Annotated in this window: 20 protein-coding genes; 7 read left to right on the top strand and 13 right to left on the bottom strand. The window is 62.0% G+C overall.

The window, feature by feature from the left end; all coding sequences use genetic code 11:
• The first annotated feature begins 1 nt into the window (after position 1).
• The 4 genes from MF6396_RS02700 to fabI are packed head-to-tail and all read left to right on the top strand — an operon-like array spanning position 2 to position 4,521.
• A complete protein-coding gene (locus MF6396_RS02700; RefSeq protein WP_043864486.1) occupies positions 2-1,075 on the top strand; it encodes a microcin C ABC transporter permease YejB in 1,074 nt (357 codons plus the stop codon).
• A gap of 1 nt (position 1,076) precedes the next feature.
• Entirely contained in the window at positions 1,077-2,096 is a 1,020-nt protein-coding gene (locus MF6396_RS02695; RefSeq protein ID WP_043864487.1) for an ABC transporter permease, read from the top strand.
• Position 2,097: 1 nt separating this feature from the next.
• Entirely contained in the window at positions 2,098-3,708 is a 1,611-nt protein-coding gene (locus MF6396_RS02690) for an ABC transporter ATP-binding protein (RefSeq protein WP_043864488.1), read from the top strand.
• Positions 3,709-3,726: 18 nt separating this feature from the next.
• Entirely contained in the window at positions 3,727-4,521 is a 795-nt protein-coding gene (fabI, locus tag MF6396_RS02685; protein WP_043864489.1) for an enoyl-ACP reductase FabI, read from the top strand.
• 195 nt (positions 4,522-4,716) lie between these two features.
• Here the strand turns inward: fabI and MF6396_RS02680 are convergent, their stop codons facing one another.
• The 8 genes from MF6396_RS02680 to MF6396_RS02645 all read right to left on the bottom strand — a co-directional run bounded on the left by MF6396_RS02680 (position 4,717) and on the right by MF6396_RS02645 (position 16,603).
• Positions 4,717-6,588, bottom strand: a complete 1,872-nt coding sequence (locus MF6396_RS02680) for a SurA N-terminal domain-containing protein (RefSeq protein WP_054915281.1) — start codon at positions 6,586-6,588, stop codon at positions 4,717-4,719.
• 196 nt (positions 6,589-6,784) lie between these two features.
• Positions 6,785-7,057 (bottom strand): HU family DNA-binding protein, encoded by a 273-nt coding sequence (locus tag MF6396_RS02675; protein WP_003183171.1) that lies wholly within the window; start codon positions 7,055-7,057, stop codon positions 6,785-6,787.
• A gap of 146 nt (positions 7,058-7,203) precedes the next feature.
• Entirely contained in the window at positions 7,204-9,600 is a 2,397-nt protein-coding gene (gene lon / locus MF6396_RS02670; protein ID WP_078479639.1) for an endopeptidase La, read from the bottom strand.
• A gap of 152 nt (positions 9,601-9,752) precedes the next feature.
• Positions 9,753-11,036, bottom strand: coding sequence for an ATP-dependent Clp protease ATP-binding subunit ClpX (gene clpX, locus MF6396_RS02665; protein WP_043864492.1), 1,284 nt, complete (start codon positions 11,034-11,036; stop codon positions 9,753-9,755).
• Positions 11,037-11,141: 105 nt separating this feature from the next.
• Entirely contained in the window at positions 11,142-11,777 is a 636-nt protein-coding gene (gene clpP / locus MF6396_RS02660) for an ATP-dependent Clp endopeptidase proteolytic subunit ClpP (RefSeq protein WP_043864493.1), read from the bottom strand.
• Positions 11,778-11,868: 91 nt separating this feature from the next.
• On the bottom strand, positions 11,869-13,179 hold the full coding sequence (gene tig, locus MF6396_RS02655) for a trigger factor (RefSeq protein ID WP_043864494.1): 1,311 nt from the start codon (positions 13,177-13,179) through the stop codon (positions 11,869-11,871).
• Between the two features lie 128 nt (positions 13,180-13,307).
• On the bottom strand, positions 13,308-15,011 hold the full coding sequence (gene ltrA / locus MF6396_RS02650) for a group II intron reverse transcriptase/maturase (protein ID WP_078479638.1): 1,704 nt from the start codon (positions 15,009-15,011) through the stop codon (positions 13,308-13,310).
• Positions 15,012-16,297: 1,286 nt separating this feature from the next.
• Positions 16,298-16,603, bottom strand: a complete 306-nt coding sequence (locus tag MF6396_RS02645) for a DUF6388 family protein (protein ID WP_043864495.1) — start codon at positions 16,601-16,603, stop codon at positions 16,298-16,300.
• A gap of 226 nt (positions 16,604-16,829) precedes the next feature.
• On the opposite strand from MF6396_RS02645, the gene MF6396_RS02640 reads away from it, so the two are divergent.
• From MF6396_RS02640 to MF6396_RS02630, 3 genes are all read left to right on the top strand, one after another.
• On the top strand, positions 16,830-18,659 hold the full coding sequence (locus MF6396_RS02640) for an SLC13 family permease (protein WP_058541306.1): 1,830 nt from the start codon (positions 16,830-16,832) through the stop codon (positions 18,657-18,659).
• A 143-nt stretch (positions 18,660-18,802) separates the two neighbouring features.
• A complete protein-coding gene (locus MF6396_RS02635) occupies positions 18,803-19,321 on the top strand; it encodes a sigma-70 family RNA polymerase sigma factor (protein ID WP_043864497.1) in 519 nt (172 codons plus the stop codon).
• Positions 19,318-20,265, top strand: a complete 948-nt coding sequence (locus MF6396_RS02630) for a FecR domain-containing protein (RefSeq protein ID WP_078479637.1) — start codon at positions 19,318-19,320, stop codon at positions 20,263-20,265. The genes MF6396_RS02635 and MF6396_RS02630 overlap by 4 nt, the downstream gene beginning before the upstream one ends.
• A gap of 13 nt (positions 20,266-20,278) precedes the next feature.
• Here MF6396_RS02630 and MF6396_RS02625 read toward each other — a convergent pair whose 3' ends face one another.
• Genes MF6396_RS02625 through MF6396_RS02605 form a run of 5 tightly spaced genes read right to left on the bottom strand, consistent with a single transcriptional unit; the run spans position 20,279 to position 24,789 of the window.
• Entirely contained in the window at positions 20,279-21,043 is a 765-nt protein-coding gene (locus MF6396_RS02625) for an ATP-binding cassette domain-containing protein (protein WP_078479636.1), read from the bottom strand.
• A complete protein-coding gene (locus MF6396_RS02620; protein WP_078479635.1) occupies positions 21,044-22,054 on the bottom strand; it encodes a FecCD family ABC transporter permease in 1,011 nt (336 codons plus the stop codon).
• The gene (locus MF6396_RS02615; protein WP_058541309.1) at positions 22,051-22,833 is read right to left on the bottom strand and encodes a heme/hemin ABC transporter substrate-binding protein; all 783 of its coding nucleotides are present in this window, start codon (positions 22,831-22,833) and stop codon (positions 22,051-22,053) included. Before MF6396_RS02615 ends, MF6396_RS02620 begins: the two co-directional genes overlap by 4 nt.
• Before the next feature lie 50 nt (positions 22,834-22,883).
• A complete protein-coding gene (locus MF6396_RS02610) occupies positions 22,884-23,828 on the bottom strand; it encodes a ChuX/HutX family heme-like substrate-binding protein (protein WP_161493023.1) in 945 nt (314 codons plus the stop codon).
• Between the two features lie 28 nt (positions 23,829-23,856).
• The gene (locus MF6396_RS02605) at positions 23,857-24,789 is read right to left on the bottom strand and encodes a ChaN family lipoprotein (protein WP_078479633.1); all 933 of its coding nucleotides are present in this window, start codon (positions 24,787-24,789) and stop codon (positions 23,857-23,859) included.
• Positions 24,790-24,792 lie beyond the last annotated feature (3 nt).

Below are 24,792 nucleotides of genomic sequence, written 5' to 3'. Positions count from 1 at the left end.
CATGCTGGCCTATATCTTTCGCCGCCTGTTGCTGATCATCCCCACCCTGCTGGGTATCCTGATCATCAACTTCGTGATCATCCAGGCCGCGCCCGGCGGCCCGGTGGAACAGATGATCGCCAAGCTCGAGGGCTTCGACGGCGCCACCAGCCGCATCGCCGGTGGCGGTTCGGAAGTATCCGTGGCCGGCTCCAACTACCGTGGCGCCCAGGGCCTGGACCCTGCCCTGGTCAAGGAAATCGAGCGCATGTACGGCTTCGACAAGCCGGCGCCGGAACGCCTGTGGATCATGATCAAGAACTACGCCCGGCTGGATTTCGGCGACAGCTTCTTCCGCGACGCCAAGGTCATCGACCTGATTGCCGAGAAGATGCCGGTGTCGATCTCGCTGGGGCTGTGGAGCACGCTGATCATGTATCTGGTGTCGATCCCCCTGGGCATCGCCAAGGCCACGCGGCACGGCAGCCACTTCGACGTGTGGACCAGCTCGGCCATCATCGTCGGCTATGCGATCCCGGCATTCCTGTTCGCCATCCTGCTGATCGTGCTGTTTGCCGGCGGCAGCTACCTGGACTGGTTCCCCTTGCGCGGGCTCACCTCGAACAACTTCGATGAACTGAGCACCACGGGCAAGATCCTCGATTACTTCTGGCACCTGACCCTGCCGGTGACCGCGCTGGTGATCGGCAACTTCGCCACCATGACCCTGCTGACCAAGAACAGCTTCCTCGACGAGATCAACAAGCAGTATGTGATCACCGCCAAGGCCAAGGGCCTGAGCCCCAACCGGGTGCTCTACGGGCACGTGTTTCGCAACGCGATGCTGCTGGTGATCGCGGGCTTCCCCTCGGCATTCATCGGCATCTTCTTCACCGGCTCGCTGCTGGTGGAGGTGATCTTCTCCCTCGACGGCCTGGGCCTGATGAGCTTCGAGGCGGCCATCAACCGCGACTACCCGGTGGTGTTCGGCACGCTGTTCATCTTCACCCTGCTGGGCCTGGTGGTGAAGCTGATCGGTGACCTGACCTACACCCTGGTCGATCCGCGTATCGACTTCGACAGCCGGGAGCACTGAGATGACCCTATCCCCTCTCAACCGCCGCCGCTTCGAACGCTTCAAGGCCAACCGCCGAGGCTGGTGGTCGCTGTGGCTGTTCCTGATCCTGTTCGGGCTGAGCCTGGGCGCCGAGCTGATCGCCAACGACAAGCCGCTGGCGGTGCGTTACGACGGCGAATGGTACTTCCCCGCCCTCAAGCGCTACCCCGAGACCACCTTCGGCGGCGAGTTCCCGCTGGAGGCCAACTACAAGAGCCCGTACATCCGCGAGTTGCTGGCAGCCAAGGACAGCTGGGTGCTGTGGGCACCGATCCCGTTCAGCTACCAGAGCATCAACTACGACCTGAAGGTGCCCGCCCCGGCCCCGCCCTCGGCGCAGAACCTGCTGGGCACCGACGACCAGGGCCGCGACGTGCTGGCGCGGGTGATCTACGGCTTTCGCATCTCGGTGCTGTTCGCCCTGACGCTGACGGTGTTCAGCTCCATCATCGGGGTGATCGCAGGCGCCCTGCAGGGCTTCTATGGCGGCTGGGTCGACCTGGCCGGGCAGCGCTTTCTGGAGATCTGGTCGGGATTGCCGGTGCTGTACCTGCTGATCATCCTGGCCAGTTTCGTGCAGCCCAACTTCTGGTGGCTGCTGGGCATCATGCTGCTGTTCTCGTGGATGAGCCTGGTGGACGTGGTGCGCGCCGAGTTCCTGCGCGGGCGCAACCTGGAATACGTGCGCGCGGCGCGGGCGCTGGGCATGCAGAACGGCGCGATCATGTACCGGCACATCCTGCCCAACGCGATGGTCTCGACCATGACCTTTTTGCCGTTCATCCTGACCGGCGCCATCGGCACCCTCACGGCGCTGGACTTTCTCGGCTTCGGCCTGCCACCGGGCGCGCCGTCGCTGGGTGAGCTGGTGGCCCAGGGCAAGTCCAACCTGCAGGCGCCGTGGCTGGGCATGAGCGCCTTCGCGGTACTGGCACTGATGCTCAGCCTGCTGGTGTTCATCGGCGAGTCCGCCCGCGATGCCTTCGACCCGAGGAAATGAGATGAGCAACGACACCTTGATCGAAGTGCGCGACCTGTCGGTGGAGTTCGTCACCGGGGCGCAGCAGCAACGCGTGGTCGAAGGCATCAGCTTCGACATCCGTCGTGGCGAGACATTGGCACTGGTGGGCGAAAGCGGCTCGGGCAAGTCGGTGACCGCGCACTCCATCCTGCGCCTGCTGCCCTACCCGCTGGCCCGCCACCCCAGCGGCAGCATCACCTACGAAGGCCAGGACCTGCTCAAGCTGGAAGAAAAACAGATGCGGCGCATTCGCGGCAACCGCATCGCGATGATCTTCCAGGAGCCGATGACCTCGCTCAACCCGCTGCACAACATCGAGAAACAGATCAACGAGATTCTCATGCTGCACAAGGGCCTGCGCGGCAAGGCGGCCACCGAGCGCACCCTGGAGCTGCTGGAACTGGTGGGCATTCCCGACCCGGTCAAGCGCCTCAAGGCCCTGCCCCACGAGCTGTCGGGCGGTCAACGCCAGCGGGTGATGATCGCCATGGCCCTGGCCAACGAGCCGGAGCTGCTGATCGCCGACGAACCGACCACCGCGCTGGACGTCACCGTGCAGCTGAAAATCCTCGAATTGCTCAAGGACCTGCAGGCGCGCCTGGGCATGGCGCTGCTACTGATCAGTCACGATTTGAACCTGGTGAAAAGAATTGCCCACCGCGTATGTGTCATGCAGCGCGGTTGCATCGTCGAACAGGCGTCGTGTGACGAATTGTTCCGTGCCCCGCAGCATCCGTATACGCAAATGCTGCTCGGTGCCGAGCCCAGCGGCAAGCCTGCCGACAACCCGGTGGGCCCGCCGCTGCTCGAGGTCGAGGACCTGCGCGTGTGGTTCCCGATCAAGAAGGGCCTGCTGCGCAAGACCGTGGACCACGTCAAGGCGGTGGACGGCATCAACTTCAGCCTGCCCCAGGGCCAGACCCTGGGCATCGTGGGCGAGAGTGGTTCCGGCAAGTCTACCCTGGGCCTGGCGATCCTGCGGTTGATCGGCAGCCAGGGCGCGATACGCTTTGAAGGCCAGGCGCTGGACGGCCTGACCCAGCAACAGGTGCGGCCGTTGCGCCGCCAGATGCAGGTGGTGTTCCAGGACCCCTTCGGCAGCCTGAGCCCGCGCATGAGCGTGAGCGATATCGTCGGAGAGGGCCTGCGCATTCATCGTATTGGCACGGAGGCAGAGCAGGAACAGGCGATCATGGAGGCGCTAGAGGAAGTAGGACTGGATCCGCAAACCCGGCACCGCTACCCTCACGAGTTCTCCGGTGGCCAGCGACAACGTATTGCCATTGCCCGGGCACTGGTATTGAAACCGGCGCTGATACTGCTGGACGAGCCCACTTCGGCGCTCGACCGGACCGTTCAGCGCCAGGTGGTGGAACTGCTGCGTACGCTGCAGACCAAGTACAACCTGACCTACTTGTTCATCAGCCATGACCTGGCGGTGGTCAAGGCGCTCAGCCACCAGTTGATGGTGGTCAAGCAGGGCAAGGTGGTGGAACAAGGTCCGGCTACGGGTATTTTCAGCGCCCCGCAACATCCCTATACACAGCAGCTGCTGGAAGCCGCCTTTTTGGCCCCTACAGCTGTCGATTAACCTGAAGAGGAACAACACATGGGTTTTCTCGCCGGTAAGCGCGTACTGATCGTCGGTGTCGCAAGCAAACTGTCCATCGCATCCGGCATCGCTGCCGCCATGCATCGCGAGGGTGCAGAACTTGCCTTCACCTACCAGAACGAAAAGCTCAAGGGCCGCGTCGAAGAGTTCGCCGCTGGCTGGGGCTCCAGCCCTGAGCTGTGCTTCCCCTGTGACGTTGCCAGCGATGAAGAAATCGCCAAGGTCTTCGAAGAACTGAGCAAGAAGTGGGACGGCCTGGACTGCATCGTGCACTCCGTAGGCTTCGCGCCGGGCGACCAGCTCGACGGCGACTTCACCCAGGCCACCACCCGTGATGGCTTCCGCATTGCCCACGACATCAGCGCCTACAGCTTCGTGGCCCTGGCCAAGGCCGGTCGCGACATGATGAAGGGCCGCAATGGCAGCCTGCTGACCCTGTCGTACCTGGGCGCCGAGCGCACCATGCCCAACTACAACGTGATGGGCATGGCCAAGGCCAGCCTGGAAGCCGGCGTGCGCTACCTGGCGCGCAGCCTGGGCCCGGAAGGCACTCGTGTGAACGCCGTTTCGGCCGGCCCGATCCGTACCCTGGCAGCCTCGGGTATCAAGAACTTCCGCAAGATGCTGGACGCCAACGAAGCGCAGACCCCGCTGCGCCGCAACGTCACCATCGACGAAGTCGGCAACGCCGGCGCGTTCCTCTGCTCGGACCTGGCGTCGGGCGTGAGCGGTGAAATCATGTACGTGGACGGTGGCTTCAACACTACTGCCATGGGCGACCTTACCGAGTAAGGTTGGCAGGATGAGAAAAGGCCGCTGATGCGGCCTTTTCTTTTGTCCGGGATCTGGCTATTCGCCGGCAAGGCCGGCTCCTGAAGAGGTTGCGATCCCTGTAGGAGCCGGCCTTGCCGGCGAACGCCCCCGTACAACCAACACAAAAACAGAAAGGGCCGCATCAGCGGCCCTTTCCGTTTACAGCAGCATCACTCAGTAACGGGTGATGTCCGCCTTCTCTTCCAACTGCTTGCGGTACGCAGCGAAGTCCTGCTGGCCAGCACGCGACGCCAGGAAGCGACGGTAGGCCGCCTTCTCTTCGTCACTTGCCGCAGCACCTTCGTTGACGCCGTTCAGGCGCAGGACCACAAAGCTGCCGTCGTTCAAGGTGACGCTACCGAAGGTCGGCTTGTCCTTGGCTTGCGGCTTGCTCATGCGGAACACCGCCTGCAGCTCGGCCGGGTCGATGGCCTCCTGGTTGCGTGTGACCGCTTCCTGGACCTTCCAGCTCTGCCCTTCCTGGCTGGCTGCCAGTTCGACCTTGCCGTCGCGCAGGCCGGCGATCAGCGCCTCGCCCTTGGCCTTGGCCGCCGCACTGGCGTGCTCCCTGGCCAGGTGCTTGCGAATGCTGTCGCTCACCACTTCCAGCGGCAGTTGCTCAGGCTTGCGGTGCTCCTTGACACGGATGACCACGACCGTCTCCGGGTCCAGCTCGATGGCGGTGCTGTTGGCACCCTCTTCCAGCACTTCCGGGCTGAACGCCGCCTGGATCACTGCACGGTTGGCCGTGATGCCATCGCCACCTTCACGGCCGAACGGCGCCGAGGTGTTCAGCTTCAGGCCAAGCTCCTGGGCCGGCTGGGCCAGGTCGGAGGCTTCGAACGCCGAGTCCTCCAGCTGCTTGGTCACTTCGACGAAGCGCTGTTCGACCTGCTGGGTCTTGAGCTCGCGGGTCAGCTTGTCTTTCAGGCTGGCAAAGGTCGGCACTTCAGGTGCCTGCACATCCAGCAGCTTGATCAGGTGCCAACCGAAGTCGGTACGCACCGGCGCCGATACCTGGCCCTTGTTCAGCGCATACAGCGCCTCTTCGAAGGCCGGGTCGTAGACGCCCTGGCCGGCATAGCCCAGGTCACCACCCGTGGCGGCAGAGCCCGGGTCCTGGGAGAACTCCTTGGCCAGCTTGGCAAAGTCTTCGCCTTTGTCCAGACGCTGCTTGATCTCTTCGATGCGGGCCTTGGCCTGGGCATCGTCAAGCTTGTCGTTGACTTCGATGAGGATGTGCGCGGCATGACGCTGCTCGGCCAGGTTGGCGATTTCCTTCTGGTACAGCGCCTGGAGCGCCTCGTCGTCGACTTTGACCTGGTCGAAGAACGCGGCCTTCTTCAGCTCGATGTAGTCGATGACCACCTGATCGGGGCTCATGAACTCCTTGGCGTGCTCGTCGTAGTGCGCCTTGATCTCTTCGTCGGTGACCTTGACCGCGGCCGGGTCGGCCTTGAAGGTCAGCGAAGCGAAATCACGGGTCTGCTTCTCCAGGCGGGCAAATGCCTCGACCTGCGAATCGGTAACGAAACCGCTGCCGGCCAGGCCCGCACGCAGTTGGCCGATCAGCATTTCCTGCGCCAGCATGTCGCGGAACTGCAGGCGGCCGTAGCCCAGCTGACGAATCACCTGGTCGAAGCGCTCGGGGCTGAACTTGCCGTCAACCTGGAACTCCGGCGTTTGCAGGATGACCTGGTCAAGCGCGGCTTCGGAGAAGCTGAACTTGGCATCCTTGGCGCCCTGGAGCAGCAGCTTGCGCTCGATGAGGCCCTTGAGTGCTGCTTCACGCAGCATTTTTTCATCCAGCAGGGAGGCGTCGAAATCCTTGCCCAGCTGTTGCATCAGTTGCCGACGTTGCATGTCGACAGCCTGGCTCAGCTCATTCTGGCTGATGGTGTCGCCATTGACCTTGGCAGCGTCCTGGCTATGGGTGGTGGCCTGGAAGATGGCATCGAAGCCGGTCAGCGCCATCAAGGCCACGATGACACCGATGATGGTCTTGGCAATCCAACCTTGTGAATTGTCCCTGATATTTTGAAGCATGCGTCCCCCAGAAACGGCCGTACTAAATAAACAACCGCGGAGCGTGGGTAGAGTCCTGATAGAAGAAAGGCGCATCCGAGGATGCGCCTTCTCGTAACTGGCGAAGCACACGGGAATCTGTTTTTGCGATTCCCCGTGCTGCGCTACCAGGCCAGGCGAAACCCGACCCGGTTAGGCGAAGCCTGAAAGAGACGCCTTAGTTGACGGCTTCTTTCAGTGCTTTGCCGGCCTTGAAGCCTGGCTTCTTGGCAGCAGGAATTTCCAGAGTCTTGCCGGTTTGCGGGTTGCGACCGGTACGGGCAGGACGATCGGTTACCGAGAAGGTACCGAAACCGACCAGCACCACGGAATCACCGGCTTTCAGGGCGCCGGTGACGGATTCGATGACTGCGTCCAGCGCACGGCCGGCAGCAGCTTTCGGGATATCAGCAGATGCGGCAATAGCGTCAATCAGTTCCGACTTGTTCACTCTAAGTCCCCTTATCTCTATTTGAGTTTGTTTCTAAGTATGTAATGAAAAGCAAAACGATTGCCGGGTGGCCCACCGACAAGTGGGCGCCGCTTTATAACAAGGGCCCGAATTAACGTCGTGGAGGCCCCCCAGCCAAATACGTACTAATGGGTACTGATTCGTTCCTTGGAATCGCTGTCGCGCTTTTCATCCTTGGCGACAATCTCGGGAGCCACATCTGGCAAGGGCTCCGGGGCGTATTGCAGCGCAATTTGGAGGACTTCGTCAATCCATTTGACAGGTTTAATCTGAAGATCCTGTTTAATATTGTCAGGAATTTCCTTCAGGTCGCGCACATTCTCTTCTGGAATGATCACGGTCTTGATCCCGCCGCGGTGTGCTGCCAGCAGTTTTTCCTTCAAACCGCCAATGGCCAGCACCTGGCCACGCAGGGTGATTTCCCCGGTCATGGCCACATCGGCGCGCACCGGAATCCCGGTCAGGGCCGACACCAGTGCAGTGCACATGCCGATGCCAGCGCTTGGGCCGTCCTTGGGGGTAGCCCCTTCCGGCATGTGAATGTGGGTGTCGCGCTTCTCGTGGAAGTCGGCCGGGATCCCCAGGCTGCGTGCACGGCTGCGCACCACGGTCTGCGCGGCAGTGATCGACTCGACCATCACATCGCCCAGCGAACCGGTCTTGATCAGTTGACCCTTGCCCGAAATCACCGCGGCCTCGATGGTCAGCAGCTCGCCGCCCACCTGGGTCCACGCCAGGCCGGTTACCTGCCCTACCTGGTCCTGCTGCTCGGCCAGGCCGTAGCGGAACTTGCGAACGCCCAGGTAATGCTCGAGGTTGTCACCATCGACCTTGACGGCCACCTGCTTGAGCCCGGCATGTTCCTTGACGACCTTGCGGCAGATCTTGGCGATCTGGCGCTCCAGGCCCCGCACACCGGCTTCGCGAGTGTAGTAGCGGATGATGTCGCGGATGGCGGCAGTGTCGATCTCCAGCTCGCCCTTCTTCAGGCCGTTGGCCTTGATCTGCTTGGGCGAGAGGTACTTGACCGCAATGTTGATCTTCTCGTCTTCGGTGTACCCCGGCAGACGAATCACTTCCATCCGGTCGAGCAGCGCCGGCGGGATATTCATCGAGTTGGAGGTGCACAGGAACATCACGTCCGACAGGTCGTAATCGACCTCCAGATAGTGATCGTTGAAGTTGTGGTTCTGCTCGGGGTCGAGCACTTCGAGCAGTGCCGAGGCCGGGTCGCCACGCATGTCGCTGCCCATCTTGTCGATTTCATCGAGCAGGAACAGCGGGTTGCGCACACCCACCTTGGTCATCTTCTGGATCAGGCGACCTGGCATCGAACCGATGTAGGTACGGCGGTGACCGCGAATTTCTGCCTCATCACGCACGCCACCCAGGGCCATGCGCACGAACTTGCGATTGGTGGCGCTGGCAATGGATTCGGCCAGGGAGGTCTTGCCCACACCCGGCGGGCCGACCAGGCACAGTACCGGGCCGCGGATCTTCTTCACGCGCTTTTGCACGGCGAGGTATTCGAGGATGCGTTCCTTGACCTCGTCCAGGCCATAGTGGTCGGCATCCAGGATCTCTTCGGCCTTGGCCAGGTCAAGGCGCACCTTGCTCTGCGCCTTCCACGGCACCTGCACCAGCCAGTCGAGGTACGAGCGCACCACGGTGGCTTCAGCCGACATCGGCGACATCTGCTTGAGTTTGTTCAGCTCGGCCTGGGCCTTGGCGTAGGCATCCTTGGGCAGGCCGGCAGCGTCGAGGCGCTTTTTCAGCTCTTCGACTTCGTTGTGGCCTTCGTCGCTGTCGCCGAGCTCTTTCTGAATGGCCTTCATCTGCTCATTCAGGTAGTACTCGCGCTGGCTGCGCTCCATCTGCTTCTTGACCCGACCACGGATGCGCTTCTCGACCTGCAACAGGTCGATTTCGGCATCCAGCAAGGCCAGGACGTGCTCGACCCGGGCGCCCAGGTCGATGATTTCGAGAATTTCCTGCTTCTGCTCGATCTTCAGGGCCATGTGGGCGGCCATGGTGTCGACCAGGCGGCCCGGCTCGTCGATGCTGTTGAGCGAAGAGAGGACTTCAGCGGGGACCTTCTTGCCCAGCTGCACATACTGTTCGAATTGCGACAGCAGGCTGCGCACGAAGACTTCGGACTCGCGATCGGCGGCCTCGACTTCGTCGATCAGCGCCACATCGGCGCGAATATGCCCGTCGACTTCGACAAAGCGCTCAACCGCACCGCGCTGCTCGCCCTCGACCAGCACCTTGACGGTGCCATCGGGCAGTTTGAGCAGTTGCAGTACGGTTGCGATGGTGCCGACACGGTACAGGGCATCTTCACCTGGATCGTCATCAGCTGGATTCTTCTGGGCCAGCAGGAGGATCTGCTTCTCGCCCGTCATCGCGGCCTCGAGGGCCTCGATGGACTTTTCACGCCCCACGAACAGCGGGATGACCATGTGCGGGTAAACGACGACATCGCGCAATGGCAAAAGAGGCAAGTCGAGGGTTGTCTTCATGATTTCGCCTCTACAGCGGCCTTATGGCCGTAATCCGATGGAAATTTGAGCATGGAGTTAATGTGGGGGCAGGCCCGCAAAAAAACAAGCTCTGCGACAGGAAAAGCAAAGGGGCCCGTAGGCCCCTTGCTGGTTTGCTGCCGTCACCCGACTCAGGCGTCGGGTGCAGCCTTGGCTTGCGGCTCGCTGTTCTCGTAGATCAACAGCGGCTTGGACGAGCCATCGATGACGCTCTCGTCGATCACCACCTTGCTGACATCCTTCTGCGAAGGAATCTCGTACATGGTGTCGAGCAGAATGCCTTCGAGAATCGAACGCAGGCCACGGGCACCGGTCTTGCGCTCCAGTGCCTTGCGGGCCACCGACTTGAGCGCATCGCTGCGGAACTCCAGGTCGACGCCTTCCATCTCGAACAGCTTGCCGTATTGCTTGGTCAAGGCGTTCTTCGGCTCGGTGAGGATCTGCATCAGTGCAGCCTCGTCGAGCTCGTCGAGGGTTGCCAGTACCGGCAGGCGACCGACGAACTCGGGAATCAGGCCAAACTTGACCAGATCGTCCGGCTCGACTTCACGCAGCGACTCGCCAACCTTCTTGCCTTCTTCCTTGCTGCGAACTTCCGCACCAAAGCCGATGCCACCGCGGGTGGAACGGTTCTGGATGACCTTTTCGAGGCCCGAGAACGCACCGCCGCAAATGAACAGGATGTTGCGCGTATCGACCTGCAGGAACTCCTGCTGCGGGTGCTTGCGGCCACCTTGCGGTGGTACCGAGGCAACCGTGCCCTCGATCAGCTTGAGCAATGCCTGCTGCACGCCTTCGCCCGAAACGTCACGGGTGATGGACGGGTTGTCCGACTTGCGCGAGATCTTGTCGATTTCGTCGATGTAGACAATGCCCATCTGGGCCTTTTCCACGTCGTAGTCGCACTTCTGCAGCAGTTTCTGAATGATGTTCTCGACATCTTCACCGACATAACCCGCTTCGGTCAGCGTGGTGGCATCGGCAATGGTGAACGGCACATTCAACAGACGCGCGAGGGTTTCGGCGAGCAGGGTCTTACCCGAGCCCGTCGGTCCGATCAGCAGGATGTTGCTCTTGCCGAGCTCGACATCGTCGTTCTTCTTGTCACGTTGGTTCAGGCGCTTGTAGTGGTTGTACACCGCTACGGCCAAGACTTTTTTCGCGCGCTCCTGACCAATGACGTACTGGTCCAGGATGCCGCTGATTTCTTTCGGCGAAGGCAATTTATGCGCGCTGCTCTCGGCCTGGGCTTCCTGCACCTCCTCACGGATGATGTCGTTGCACAGGTCGACGCACTCGTCGCAGATAAAGACCGAGGGGCCGGCAATCAACTTGCGTACTTCATGCTGGCTTTTGCCGCAGAAGGAGCAATAGAGCAATTTGCCGTTGTCCTCGCCGTTACGGGTGTCAGTCATTCGATCGATCCAATCCGGTAGGCTTGCAACACAAGATGAAGGCAATTGCGGGCTTTTTCAAGTCCACAGGTGGCGGGAGGGCCCGCCCACCCGCTTGGCTGCCTATCAAACAGGCCGCTTGTGGAGCACCGAGTCGATCAGGCCGTATTCGGCAGCACGCTCGGCGCTCATGAAGTTGTCGCGGTTGGTGTCACGCTCGATGGTTTCGAGGTCCTGCCCGGTGTGATGGGCCAGCAGCTCGTTCAGACGCGAACGGATCTGCAGGATTTCCTTGGCGTGGATCTCGATATCCGAGGCCTGACCCTGGAAGCCACCCAGCGGCTGGTGAATCATCACCCGCGAGTTCGGCAGGCAGAAACGCTTGCCATGGGCACCGGCAGCCAGCAGGAACGCGCCCATGGAGCACGCCTGGCCGATGCAGGTGGTGGAAACGTCGGGCTTGATGAACTGCATGGTGTCGTAGATCGACATGCCTGCTGTCACCGAACCACCCGGCGAGTTGATGTAGAGATGGATGTCCTTGTCCGGGTTTTCCGCTTCAAGGAACAGCAATTGCGCTGCGATCAGGTTGGCCATGTAGTCCTCTACCGGGCCGACCAGAAAGATCACCCGCTCCTTCAACAGGCGCGAGTAGATGTCATAGGCGCGTTCGCCACGAGCGGATTGCTCGATAACCATCGGGACCAGGCCGCCTGCGGCCTGGATGTCAGAGCTCTGCTGATAATAAGAATTGCGGGACATGTCCTGCACTCACTCCCAAATAGTCATGTCTTGAATACGCACAAGCCAGCTCGAAGGCTGGCTTGTGGTGTTTTCCTACAAGAGAAGGAAATCAGTCAGCGGCAGGTGCCTGCACCGGCTTGACAGCTTCTTCGTAAGAGACCGATTTGTCGGTCACAGTCGCTTTCTGCAGAACAGTATCCACAACTTGTTCTTCCAGCACAACCGAACGGACTTCGTTCAACTGCTGGTCGTTCTTGTAGTACCAGGCCACGACTTGCTCAGGCTCCTGGTAGGCCGAGGCCATTTCCTGGATCATTTCGCGAACGCGGTCTTCGTCTGGCTTGAGGTCGAACTGCTTGACCACTTCGGCGACGATCAGGCCCAGCACGACGCGGCGCTTGGCTTGCTCTTCGAACAGCTCGGCCGGCAGTTGCTCAGGCTTGATGTTGCCACCGAACTGCTGAACGGCCTGCACGCGCAGACGGTTCACTTCGTTTTCCAGCAGGGCCTTTGGCACTTCGATCGGGTTGGCAGCCAGCAGGCCGTCCATTACCTGGTTCTTGACCTTGGTCTTGATGGCCTGGCGCAGTTCACGCTCCATGTTCTTGCGAACTTCGGTGCGGAAGCCTTCGATGCCGGTTTCCTTGATGCCGAACTGGGCGAAGAACTCTTCGGTCAGCTCAGGCAGTTTTGGCTCGGAAACGCTGTTGACGGTAACGGTGAACTCGGCGGCTTTGCCAGCCAGGTCCAGGTTCTGATAGTCCTCGGGGAAGGTCAGGTTCAGAACGCGCTCTTCACCGGCCTTGGCGCCGACCAGACCTTCTTCGAAGCCTGGGATCATGCGGCCGGAACCCAGCACCAGCTGGGTGCCCTGGGCCGAACCACCGGCGAACACTTCACCGTCGACCTTGCCGACGAAATCGATGTTCAGCTGGTCTTCGTTCTGGGCAGCACGATCGGTCGCTTCAAAGCGAACGTTCTGCTTGCGCAGCACTTCCAGCATGTTGTCCAGGTCGGCGTCAGCCACTTCGGCGCTCAGGCGCTCGACGTTGATCGACTCGAAACCGGCAACGGTGAACTCAGGGAACACTTCGAAGACGGCAACGTATTCCAGGTCCTTGCCCGCTTCGAGCGACTTCGGCTCGATCGACGGCGAACCGGCCGGGTTCAGCTTCTGCTCGACCACGGCTTCGTAGAAGGAGGACTGGATCACATCGCCTACTGCTTCCTGGCGAGCGTCAGCACCGAAACGGCGCTTGATTTCGCTCATTGGAACTTTGCCTGGGCGGAAGCCAGCGATCTTGGCCTTTTGGGCGGTCTGCTGCAGACGCTTGTTGACCTGGCTCTCGATACGCTCAGCCGGCACGGTGACGCTCATGCGGCGCTCGAGAGCGGAAGTATTTTCAACAGAAACTTGCATGGATATTCCTCGTTGCACAGACGTTAGCCGGCGATACCGACTCCAGAATGTCGGGTAGAGATGGGCCATTACTGGCCCACCTCCCCCTAAGAACCGTACGTGCGAGTTTCCCCGCATACGGCTCGGGCCTAATCAAAACCCCCGGTAAGGGGAGCCGGTTTGTTCACTGTCAATCCGCGAGCGTGTAGCCGCTGGTGACAAAGGGGGTGCAATAGTACCCGGTTATTTAGGGAGTCTCCACCGCCTTTTGTGCGGTACAGAATGTGGTGATCATGCCACCCCGTCTCCTTCGTGATCGGTAACTTACATATTGGACACAATCCTTTCTGACTCTGGAAAAGGCTCAAGATTTGCTTACGGTACGCCAGCCTTTTGAGCATCTGTTCCATACGCCTTTTCTCACCCATTTCCTCCATAGAAGGATCGAAGGGGTTGTACTCCCCACTCACCTTCTTGTGTCGTTCGATCGGAGTGCTCGCTAGCGAGTACAACTCGATCGTTCGCATCTCTCCCTTGTCATTCATCGTCGCGGTAGCAAACACCCCTTTCCGCCCCTTCATGGGTTTAAAGTATTTCGCTCCGATCCACTGGAGTGTTTTCTTAGGGTGTCGCCGTTTTGCCCAACGCCATAGAGCCAGAAAGATCATGTAATCCATGCGGCTATACGCTTTCTTAGCTACCACAGGCTGGTGATAGAACGCCCAGCCACGCAGTATCGGATTCAGCTGTCGGATCAGATCCTCCTGCCTTACCGTTTTGCTGGTACTGATGACCTCCCTTACCTTGCTATAGAACGCTTTCACGTTTTTCTTGCTTGGCTTGATCAGAAGCTTCCCATCGTACTTGCGGAAATTCCAACCTAGAAAGTCAAAGCCTTCCTTTATATGGACGACACGCGTCTTCTCGAGTGACAACTGCAGCCCCCGCACTGCTAGGAACTGCTCTACCCAAGGTCTGACTTCAGTTTCCAGCACCTCTCGCGAGGTTCCGGTTATCACAAAGTCATCCGCATAACGCACCACATTGATTTTCAGCTTCTTGGCCTTGGTCACACCCAGATGTTGCTTAAGTTGTGACTCCAGCCCATCCAGAACCAGATTTGCCAAGCTGGGCGAGACAATCCCGCCCTGTGGCGTACCGGCATCCGTTGCCTGTAGCTGGCCTTTATGAATCACGCCAGCTTTCAACCATTTTCGGAGAACCACCTTATCCGTTGGGACGTTGGCGATAAGCCAGTCATGATTGATATGGTCAAAGCAGCCTTTGATGTCCGCCTCCAAAACCCATTGGGCCGAAACCTTCTTGGATAGGCATACGAACAACTGCCCCATTGCATCCGCCGTAGATCGCTCGATCCTAAAGCCGTAGCTGTTTGGATCGCCGGTGGTTTCTGCAATGGGTGCCAGAGCAAGCAAATACAACGCCTGCATTGCCCTGTCCGTCATGGTCGGAATGCCCAGAGGGCGCTCCTTTCCATTTGACTTCGGAATAAACACACGCCGTAAAGGCCGTGGTTTATAACCGTGGCGCTTCAACCCATTTGCCGCCTTCCATTTGGCATCGGGTGTACCCCAGAGCACGCGGTCGACTCCCGCCGTGCGCTTACCCTGGTTTTCAGTGACTCGCCGTACGGCCAAGTATCTGGCCGAGCGTGAGCGGGTCAGCATCCGCTGCAAGGCTTTCACCCTGCGCCAGTTGCCTTCCCGACAAGCCTTCGCAATCCGTATCTGCATCGCCCGGACATTCCGCTGAACACGCCACCAATCGATGTCATGCCATTGTTGCGGAGCGCCGGAAGGCGCAGACACGGCCAATTGGCTATGTTCTAACATGCTGCCTTCCTCTCAAGTTGCCCCAAGCGAAAGACGCACACATCCCCTGACGGGAATGTACGCTCCCGCCAGGGTTGGATTAATAGAAGATCCGTTACAGCTGGATCTCTAGGTTTATTGAGACAGGTTCACTCAGAGTTCATGCGACGAAAGACCACGCAGAAGTCTGCCCGGTTTCCCGTGGAGCAATGTTCCAGCCCCTATCCGGGCCATTACAGCCCGGCTTTCGCTTTCTCTGCGATCCCATACCCGCACAGCCAACGGATCACCTTGCGGTTCACCTGCCCGAAGGCAGCCATACGGGCTTACCACGTTCCCTGCCTGTCACACGACTGGGTTAGAGTCTGCCTATTCGCCGGCGACCTTATGTGACGACGTGTTCCGACCCTTGACCAGAACAACCGGTCGCATCACCTTTTTGGTTAATGCCTATCAGCAGATTAGGCACCGTAATGCTGACGACGTTTATTAGCAGTTCACTTGTGTTACCCATACCAGCCAGCCTAGCGCCTCAACCCGGTACTGCTCCGAGCATCTGCGCTCCGCCTCACGGCGAAGACGCACCCATACGGGGGCTACATTGTTGGAAGAGCTTCACACCCCACCGTTACCAGTGACGCATGTCTTCCTAGGCTATCGTTGGTCGCACAACGAGTCCGCTGCCACTCCAAACAGGCAATGGTTGGACAATGACAGACAGAGCTTTCGCTCATGTCTCCGGTTTGATGTGAACAGGGACTGCCGAGGCAGCATGCTCAAAGAATTGTTACCTCCTGTTTCAAAAGCAGGAGGGAACCCCAGCGGGGATTCTCTCCCGCGTGGGTTTAGCCCTGAATAGGGCTGATGTGTAGTAGGCACTCCAATACCGGAAATCCAGTACTGCGGTCGAGCCACCGAGCGCTAATCGACCTTGAGTTTGCCACCGCCGCTGCGGCAAGTCCTTGAAGGCATTGGACTTCTGGGAGGGTTTTGTTTCTTGGGATTGGGCACCCAAGCTCTCGGCTCTCTTTCGAAAACCCTTCAAGATGACTCTACACCTCGAAGTTTAGGAGACACGCCACGCGTGTCGCACCAAGGGCAAGCATTCTAGTGACTCAAACACCAGAAGTCACCCCGTTCAAATCAAGGAGAACAGGCCGCGGCACATTTGAATTTCGCACAACTGCCCCGAAGCCTCTTGCCCGGGCGCCGGAACCCGCCGTTGAAGGCGTTGCGGCCTGACCGGCGGGCATCCCGATGCCCAGTGGAGGCTATGGAACAGAAACTTTTCAACACACTACCGCGCCTCAGGGCGCAGCATCTTCAATTTCGTTGAACTCGCAGTATTCCTGCCAGCTCAGGCCCAATGCCTCGGCCACTTCGCGGTGCACTTCAAGACGCATCTCGCGCAGTTGTTCGGGCGACTCGGCAATCAACTCCAGGGTCAACTCCCAGGATTGAAGGCCACGCTCCTGCGCCTGGTCATCGAACGCCCACTGGATCTGCTGCTGTTGCTCGTGGGCATTGAGCCCGGCTATCTCTTCGAGCAACTGCGGGTTTGCCTGGGCAAACCGCTCTAGCGCGACCGCCTGGCGTGATTCTTTTGCAATCATGGTGCATTCCTTCCTGCGGCCGATAACCCGGCCACTGCTTCAACCGCCTGAAATCTATCAGCTTTGGCTTATTTGTCACTAGCCAGGGTGACATCGGCGACAGGTGAACAGCAGAATGCCGCGCACCTTAACATCTGGCCCTGTGCCACCCAAGCGCTGCAGCAAATCAACAAACGGCCGCCCGGTTTCTGCCAGACTCACCGGCGTCTTCTTTTCGGATACCTGCATGAATCACGAATTGTTCTGGGTCCTTGGCCTGCTGTTCAGCGCCGTCGCGCTGTTTGTCATCAATCGCCCGCGCATGGACGTGGTGGCGCTGCTGGTGATCGTCGCCCTGCCCCTGCTCGGCATCCTGAGCGTGCAGGAAGCCCTGGCCGGCTTCAGCGACCCCAACGTGGTGCTGATTGCCGCGCTGTTCGTGATCGGCGAAGGGCTGGTGCGCACCGGTATCGCCTACCGCATCGGCGAGTGGATGGCCGAACGCGCCGGCAACAGCGAAACTCGCCTGATCGTGCTGCTGATGGTGTCGGTGGCAGGACTGGGCTCGGTGATGAGTTCGACCGGCGTGGTGGCGATCTTCATCCCGGTAGTACTGAGCATCGCCGCACGCATGAAGGTGTCGCCCAGCCGCCTGATGATGCCACTGGCCTTCGCCGGGCTGATCAGCGGCATGCTCAGCCTGGTGGCCACGCCTCCCAACGTGGTGGTGCACAGCGAGCTGGTACGCCACGGTGAAACCGGTTTCAGCTTTTTCAGCTTCACCCCTTTCGGCCTGGTGATCCTGGTGCTGGGGGTGGGCTACATGCTGCTGACGCGCAACTGGCTGGGCAGCGCGACGCGCAAGGATGGCAGCACCGAAACCCGCCGCACCCTGCTCGACCTGATCATCGACTACAAGCTGGCCGGGCGTGAACGACGCCTGCGGGTCAGGCCCCATTCGCCGCTGATCGGCCACAGCCTGAGCGAGCTGAAGCTGCGCACCGAGCACGGTGCCAACGTGGTCGGCATCGAGCGCCAGCACAAGTTCAGCACCCGCGTGATCAGCCCCGACTCCAGTACCCTGGTGCACGAGGGCGACGTGCTGCTGCTTGACCTGTTCTCGCCCAAGGACGACCTGCGCAGCCTGTGCCAGACCATGCGCCTGGAGCCTCTGCACTTCAAGGCCGCCTACTTCATCGACCAGTCGCGCGAAGTGGGCATGGCCGAAGTGGCGCTGCCACCGGGCTCGCAGTTGATCGGCAAGAACCTGCTGGAGCTGACGTTCCGCAGCCGCTGGGGGCTGAACGTGGTGGGCCTGCGTCGCGACCAGGCGGCCATCGACGAGCAACTGGTGGAAGAAAAGCTCAAGCTGGGCGACACCCTGCTGGTGATCGGCACTTGGAAGGCGATTCGCCAGCTGCAGACGCAACCGCGAGACTTTCTGGTGCTGAGCCTGCCGGCGGAAGTGGACAACGTGGCCCCGGCCCTGAATCAGGCGCCTTATGCGCTGATCAGCCTGGCGGTGATGGTGGGCCTGATGATCAGCGGCCTGGTGCCCAACGTGATCGCCGCGCTGATCGGCTGCCTGCTGATGGGCGCCAGCCGCTGCATCGACATGGAGAGCGCCTACCGGGCGATCCACTGGCAGAGCCTGATACTGATCGTGGGCATGCTGCCCTTTGCCCTGGCGTTGCAGAAAACCGGAGGCATCGCCCTGGCGGTGGACGGCCTGGTGGGCGTGCTGGGCGGTGCCGGGCCCTACGTGATCCTCGCCACGCTGTTTGCGATCACGGCGCTGATCGGGCTGTTCATTTCCAACACCGCAACAGCGGTACTGATGGCGCCGGTTGCGATCACCACCGCACAGCAACTGGGCGCATCGCCCTACCCGTTCGCCATGATCGTGGCGCTGGCCGCATCCGCCGCATTCATGACGCCGGTGTCGTCGCCGGTGAACACCCTGGTGCTGGGGCCGGGGCAGTATCGCTTCGCCGACTTTGTGAAGGTGGGGGTACCGTTCACGATCCTGGTGATGATTGTGAGCGTGCTGATGGTGCCGTGGATTTTTGCTCTGTAGACGGCGATGCTGCCTTCGCCGGCCATGCCGGCTCCTGCAGGAGCCGGTTTGGCGGCCACAACTCACTAACAATAACAATTATCATTTGAGAAATAATCTCGTTATACTCCGCAACCTCATCAGCCCTGCACCGATCGCACTCGATGGAATCCAGCCCACACGCCCCTGCCAGCGCCCATGCGTACCTGCAGACGCTGTACACCGATCACCATCGCTGGCTACGCCAATGGCTGCGCAACCGTATGGGTTGCCCGGAGTCGGCGGCTGACCTGGCCCAGGACACGTTCCTGAGCATCCTGGCCTCCAAGGACCTGTTCAGCATCCGCGAGCCGCGCTCGTTCCTGTCCACCGTGGCGCGGCGCCTGATGGCGAACGTACACCGGCGCCGACTGGTGGAGCAGGCCTATCTCGAAGCCCTGGCCAACCTGCCCGAAGCCGTGGAGCCCTCGCCCGAGGTGCGCACCCTGGCCCTTGAAGCCCTGACCCTGCTGGACAGGCTGCTCGACGAACTGCCGGCCAAGGTCCGCGAAGCGTTTCTGCTGTCGCACCTGCAGGGTCTGAAAATCGCCGAGATCGCCGAGCGCCTGCAAGTCAGCACTCGCTCGGTGAAGCTGTACCTGGTGCGCGCCAACCAGCACTGTTTTTTTGCGCAACTGCCATGAGCACACCGCAACCGGCCTTCAAGCCCCGCACCACCCGTGAGGCTGCCCACTGGCTGACCCTGTGGATGGACGGCGACCTGCCGCCCGAGCAGGCCCAGGCCTTTGCACGCTGGCGCGCCGCCGACCCGGACAACGAACGCGCCTGGCTGCATATAGAAAGCCTGCGCGGTCGCCTGGCCGGGCTGGAGCCCACCGCCGGCTACCGCAGCCTCAGTCACGGCGGCAGCAGTCGTCGGCGGGTGGTCAAGGCATTGCTGCTGCTTGCCCTGGCCGGCGGCACCGGCGGCCTGGCCTACCGCGAGCCCTGGCGCAGCGGTGCGGGCCTGGCCTACCACAATGGCGCCAGCGCCCCTCGACACATCACCCTGGCCGATGGCAGCCAACTGACCCTGGATGCCGACAGCACGGTGGAGGTGGACTTCACCCCCACCCAGCGCACCGTGCACCTGCGCAGTGGGCGGCTGCTGATCAATACCGGGCATGATGACGCGCAGCGCCCCTTCAGCGTGAAGACCGCCCAGGGCAGCGTCCTCGCGCTGGGCACCCGGTTCGTGGTGCAGGTGCAGCCCGAGCGCACCGATGTGCAACTGTTCGAAGGCGCGCTGAAACTCAGCCCGCTGCACACCACGCCGCAGCGGCTCAGTGCAGGTGAGCGCACACGCTTTACTGCCATGCGCATAGACGACAGCACCCGGGTGGGCCGCGAGCCTTCATGGGGCGTAGGTGCACTGGAGGCCGACGACATGCGCCTGGGGCACTTCATTGCCGAACTGTCGCGCTATCGCCCCGGCCTGTTGCGCTGCGCCAGTGAAGTGGTCGACTTGCGCATCTCGGGGGTCTACCCGCTGGCCGACAGCGATGCGGTACTAGACGCGCTGACCCAGTCGCTGCCGGTCAGCATCAACCGGCGCTCGCGCTACTGGGTCACGGTCAGCGCCCGCTGAGGGAACTGGCCATTCAGCACGCCAGCTCGATGCCCACCGCGTGGCCGGGCCCCGCCGTTACACTGACCTGAGCCCCGAACACCGTCTCGATGGTATGTGCATTCAGTACCTGTGCGGGCGTCCCGCTGGCGCACAACCGGCCCTTTTCCATCAGCCACAGCCGGTCGCAGTAGCGCGCCGCCAGGTTGAGATCATGCAGCACGCACACCACCGCGATATGTGGCACGCGGGCCAGCCGGCGCAACAGGCGCATCAGATTCTGCTGCTGGCCGATATCCAGCGCGCTCGTGGGCTCGTCGAGCAGCAGCAGGCGCGGCGCCTGGCCCTCGGTGGGGCCCGCAGGGCTGATGGCCAACTGGTTCAGCGCGCGGGCGATGGTCACCCGCTGCAACTCGCCGCCCGACAGCGACAGCACGCCGCGGTCGAGCAGATGAGTGATGTCCATGGCCTCGACGATGCCGGCGCACGGCAACCCCGCATGCCCCTGGCCCAGCTGGATGAATTCGCCGACCTGCCAGTCGAACGCACTGTCCATGTGCTGGGTGACCAGGGCACGGTTGCGCGCCAGCTGGCACGGTGAATAGGCGCTCAACGGCTGATCGAGCAGCCGCACTTCGCCGCAGTCGGGCGTGATATAGCCGGAGATCAGCGACAACAATGTGCTTTTGCCTGCGCCGTTGGGGCCGATCAGCCCCAGTAGCTGGCCGCCCTGTATGGCCTCGGTGACCGGGCTGAGGGCCAATGGCCGATGCAGGCCGACAGCGAGAAGATCGAGCATTCAGAACTCCCGGACCTTGCGGCCCAGCAACAACCAGAGAAAGTACGGCCCGCCGATCACGCTGGTGACCAGGCCGACCGGAATCTCGGCAGGGCTGACCAGGCTGCGCGCCAGGGTATCGGCAAGCAGCAGCAGAATCGCCCCGCACAGCATCGAAGCCGGAATCAGCAGACGGTGGCCCGGCCCGAAGTACAGGCGCAGGCAGTGCGGCACCAGCAGGCCGATGAAGCCGATGATGCCAGTGAGTGCGACGCACAGGCCCACGCCCAGCGAGGAGGCCAGCACAATGCGATTTTTCAGGCGCTCGGCATTGAGCCCCGCCGCATGGGCAGACACCTCACCCAACTGGAACAGGTCCAGGTCGGCGGCGCTGCGCACCAGCACCAGCAAGGTCAACGGCAACACCACCAGCGCTACGCTCAGGGTCGACCACTCGGCACTGCCCAGGCTGCCCATGCCCCACAGGCTCAATTGGCGCAACTGTTCTTCGCTGGCCATGAAGGTCAGCATGCCGCCCACCGCGCCGGTCAGGGTATTGATCACCAGGCCGGCCAACAGCAGGGTGATGGTCGATTCACGACCCTTGTAGCCGCGCCCGATGCGGAAGATCACCAGCGTTACCAGCAACGCCCCGACAAACCCGGCCAGAAACTGCCCATACAGCTCCAGGCCGGCAAAACGCCCATTGAACAGCACGATCCAGATCGACACCGCCAGCCCCGCACCGCTGGCCTGGCCCAGCAGCGTGGGGTCGGCCAGCGGGTTGCGAAACAGCCCCTGCATGGCGGTACCGCCTGCTGCCAGGGTCGAGCCCACCAGCACCGCCAGCAGCAGCCGCGGCAGGCGTACCTCGCTCCACACTTGCCATTCCAGCGGCGCGGGCAGATGGCCCAGCAGGATGCGCGGCGACAGGCCGATGCTGCCCACCAGCGAGCACAGCGCCAGCAAGGCGCACAGGCCGGCCAGCATCAGCAACAGCATGGGCAATGAGCGGGTGTGCGAGCGCGTCATGGGAACAGCGCCCCTGCATCACGGCGCAGTTGCAGCATGGCCGCCACGGTGCGTGGGCCCAGGTTGAGCAGCGCCTGATCGTCCACCTGCACCAGGCGCCGGTGCTGACCGGCCGGGGTCAGCGCCAGGCCGCCGAGCTTCCACAGGTTGTCCTCGCCGCCCAGGGCCTGCAACCCGGCGCGGCTGATGATCACGAAATCCGGTGCAAGCGACACCATCGCTTCGGCCGCCACCTGCTTGTAGGCACTGAACGGCGCGCAGTTCTCGATGCCCGCCTGCTCCAGTGCGGCATGGGCTTCGGTGCCGCGTCCCATGATCAGCGGGATCATGCCCGCTCGATTGAAGATGAACAGCGCCCTGGGGCCCTTGAGCGGCGCCAGTGCAGCCAGCTCGGCGGCCAGACGTTGCTGCTCTGCAACCAGCGGCTGGCTCAGGGCTTCACGGTCGAAGGCCTTGGCCACCTGTTCTATCTTGCGTGGGATATCGGCGATGCGCTTGCCCCTGGGCACTTCGATGACCTCGACGCCCACGGTATCCAGCTGGCGCAGCACCACGGCCGGACGCGCCGCATCGCTGAGCACCACCCGCCGCGGATGCAGGCTCAGGATGCCTTCGGACGACAACTGGCGCAGATAGCCCACCGACGGCAGGCGAGCCACTTCGGGTGGGTAGTGACTGGAATCGTCACGCCCCACCAACCGCGAAGTGGCCTGCAACTGCGCGGCAATCTCGGCCAGGTCGTTGCCGATGACCAATGTGTCGGCCTGATCGGCATGCACGGGCGCTGTACCTATTAAAAGAAGCAGGCACACACTCAGCAGCCGAGCGCTCATTGCCCCGCCTCCAACCGATCGAGCAACTCGCGCCAGGCTGGCTGTTCGGGCTGCCCGGCAGGGCGACGCCCGAACAGTTGCACGATCAGGCGCTGCTCGGCATCGAAGATCTCCAGGCTGTTGACCCCGCCTACGGCATTGGGTTTGTACACGCGCCAGGCTTCGGCTTCGACGGTGTCACGTATGCCGAAACGGGTTGGTGCGGCGTCACCGTCACCCGGCATGTCGAACACCAGGCTGTCGCCCTGCCGCGTGGCGCCGTCGAGCTTGCCGGTGTAGATCTGCGTGGAGCCGGGGCTATAGATGAAGACCATCAGTTCCAGCCCGCTGTCGGCCAGTTGCCCGAGCAGCGCCGCAGTGCCCGCGCTGCCGATACGCCGGGCAAACTGCGGGGCCACGCCCTGGTTGCCCTGATAGCGGGTCAGGCCATGACGCTTGAGCAGCGCGAAGTGGTCATGCACATCCCCCATCGCTGCCCAGTCGTCGACCAGCCCGGCGACCTGTACATCAGTTTTGACCAGTGCCTCGCGCGGTGTGAAGTGCGGGTGCTCCAGGCTGCCCTGGGAATACAGCTCGGCCCACGCCTGCAGGTCCGAGCCGGGTAGCGACGCCAGGCGCAACAGCGGCGCGGCATGCCGGTCGAACACCCGCAGCTCGAAATCACCAGCGGCCTGGCCACGGGTGAGGCACAGCCAATGCCAGGCGCGCAGGTTCAGGCGCAGGTCCAGGCCATCTTCGCCAAGCACCAGACCGACCTGGGCAACATCGTCCGACCGTGGGAAGCGCCCCACCTGGTCGAGGAACGCATGACTGGCCTGGGTCATGACCCTCAGCGGGCCAAGGTGATACAGCCGGGCCGCCACTTCGGCGGCAGGCAGGGCGAGGCTGAGGCAGTCTTGCCCAAGGCGTTGGCGGAGGTCGCTGGCAGTAATAGCAGGCATGTGGGGATTCCTTGTGAGCAGAAAAGGTTCAGTGAAGGGGTGGCTGCAAGGGTGCGTCGCAGCTGGCAGCCGCCGGGGCAAGCGCAACGCCGTCGCCGTCCTGGCTGGGCAGCAGCCACACGAAGTCGGCATCCTGCACGGCTGGGGCCTGGCCCTCCTCACCCAGCACCAGCACCTTCAAACCGGGATCGCGCGCGCCATGCCTGAGGTACTGGGGCGCGCCCTGGGACTTGAGGGTGTGCAGCACACCGGCGAACAACAGGCGCGGGGCCGGCGCGGCGTCGAGCACCTGGGCCATGCGCCGGTCGCGACCGTGCTGAATGGCGAGCATGGCGTTCAGTCGCGGCAGGTCGATCTCGCCACAGTGCATCTGCACGATGCGCTGACGCTGCACCTCGGCGATTGCCGCTTGCGGAAACAGGCTGGCCGCATCCGCGGGCGCGTCGGCTGCCACCTGCTTGCGTTCGCGGGGAGACAGGTTGCCGGCCAGCACCGGGGCCGGGGCCTGCATCAGTGCCTGCATCAACGGGCCGTATTGCTCCCAGCTCCAGCGCTCATCCCACTGCATGATCTTGCGCAGACGCGCCAGCCGCACGCGGTTGCCTGCGCCCAGCCACGCCTGCACATCGCCAACCGGGCGCTGCTGATCGCTATCGAGCATCTCGAGCACCACGGCGCCTTGCTTGCGCCGCTCGGCCAGGCCGGTGGCCAGCCACTGCTCGATCAGGTGATGAGCCACGTTGTCGTGGGTCTCCCCCACCATCACCGTGGGGGCTTGCGCCAGTACGTCGAGCAATTGCCCGGCATCGATCTGCTGGCCGCTGCGCACATCAACGATCGCGCCCCAGCCGGGGATGTTGGCTTCGACACGGGCATAGGCGGTCTGGGCCGGCGGCGCATTGACCGTGGCGCAGCCGACGAGCAGGGCAAGGCACGCCCCAAGCAGGCAGTTCGTGTACATGAG

It is taken from the genome of Pseudomonas sp. MF6396, assembly GCF_002018915.1.
Lineage (GTDB): Bacteria > Pseudomonadota > Gammaproteobacteria > Pseudomonadales > Pseudomonadaceae > Aquipseudomonas > Aquipseudomonas palmensis.
Note: the sequence above shows the minus strand (reverse complement) of the source record. Positions and strands in the feature narration are given on the sequence as shown.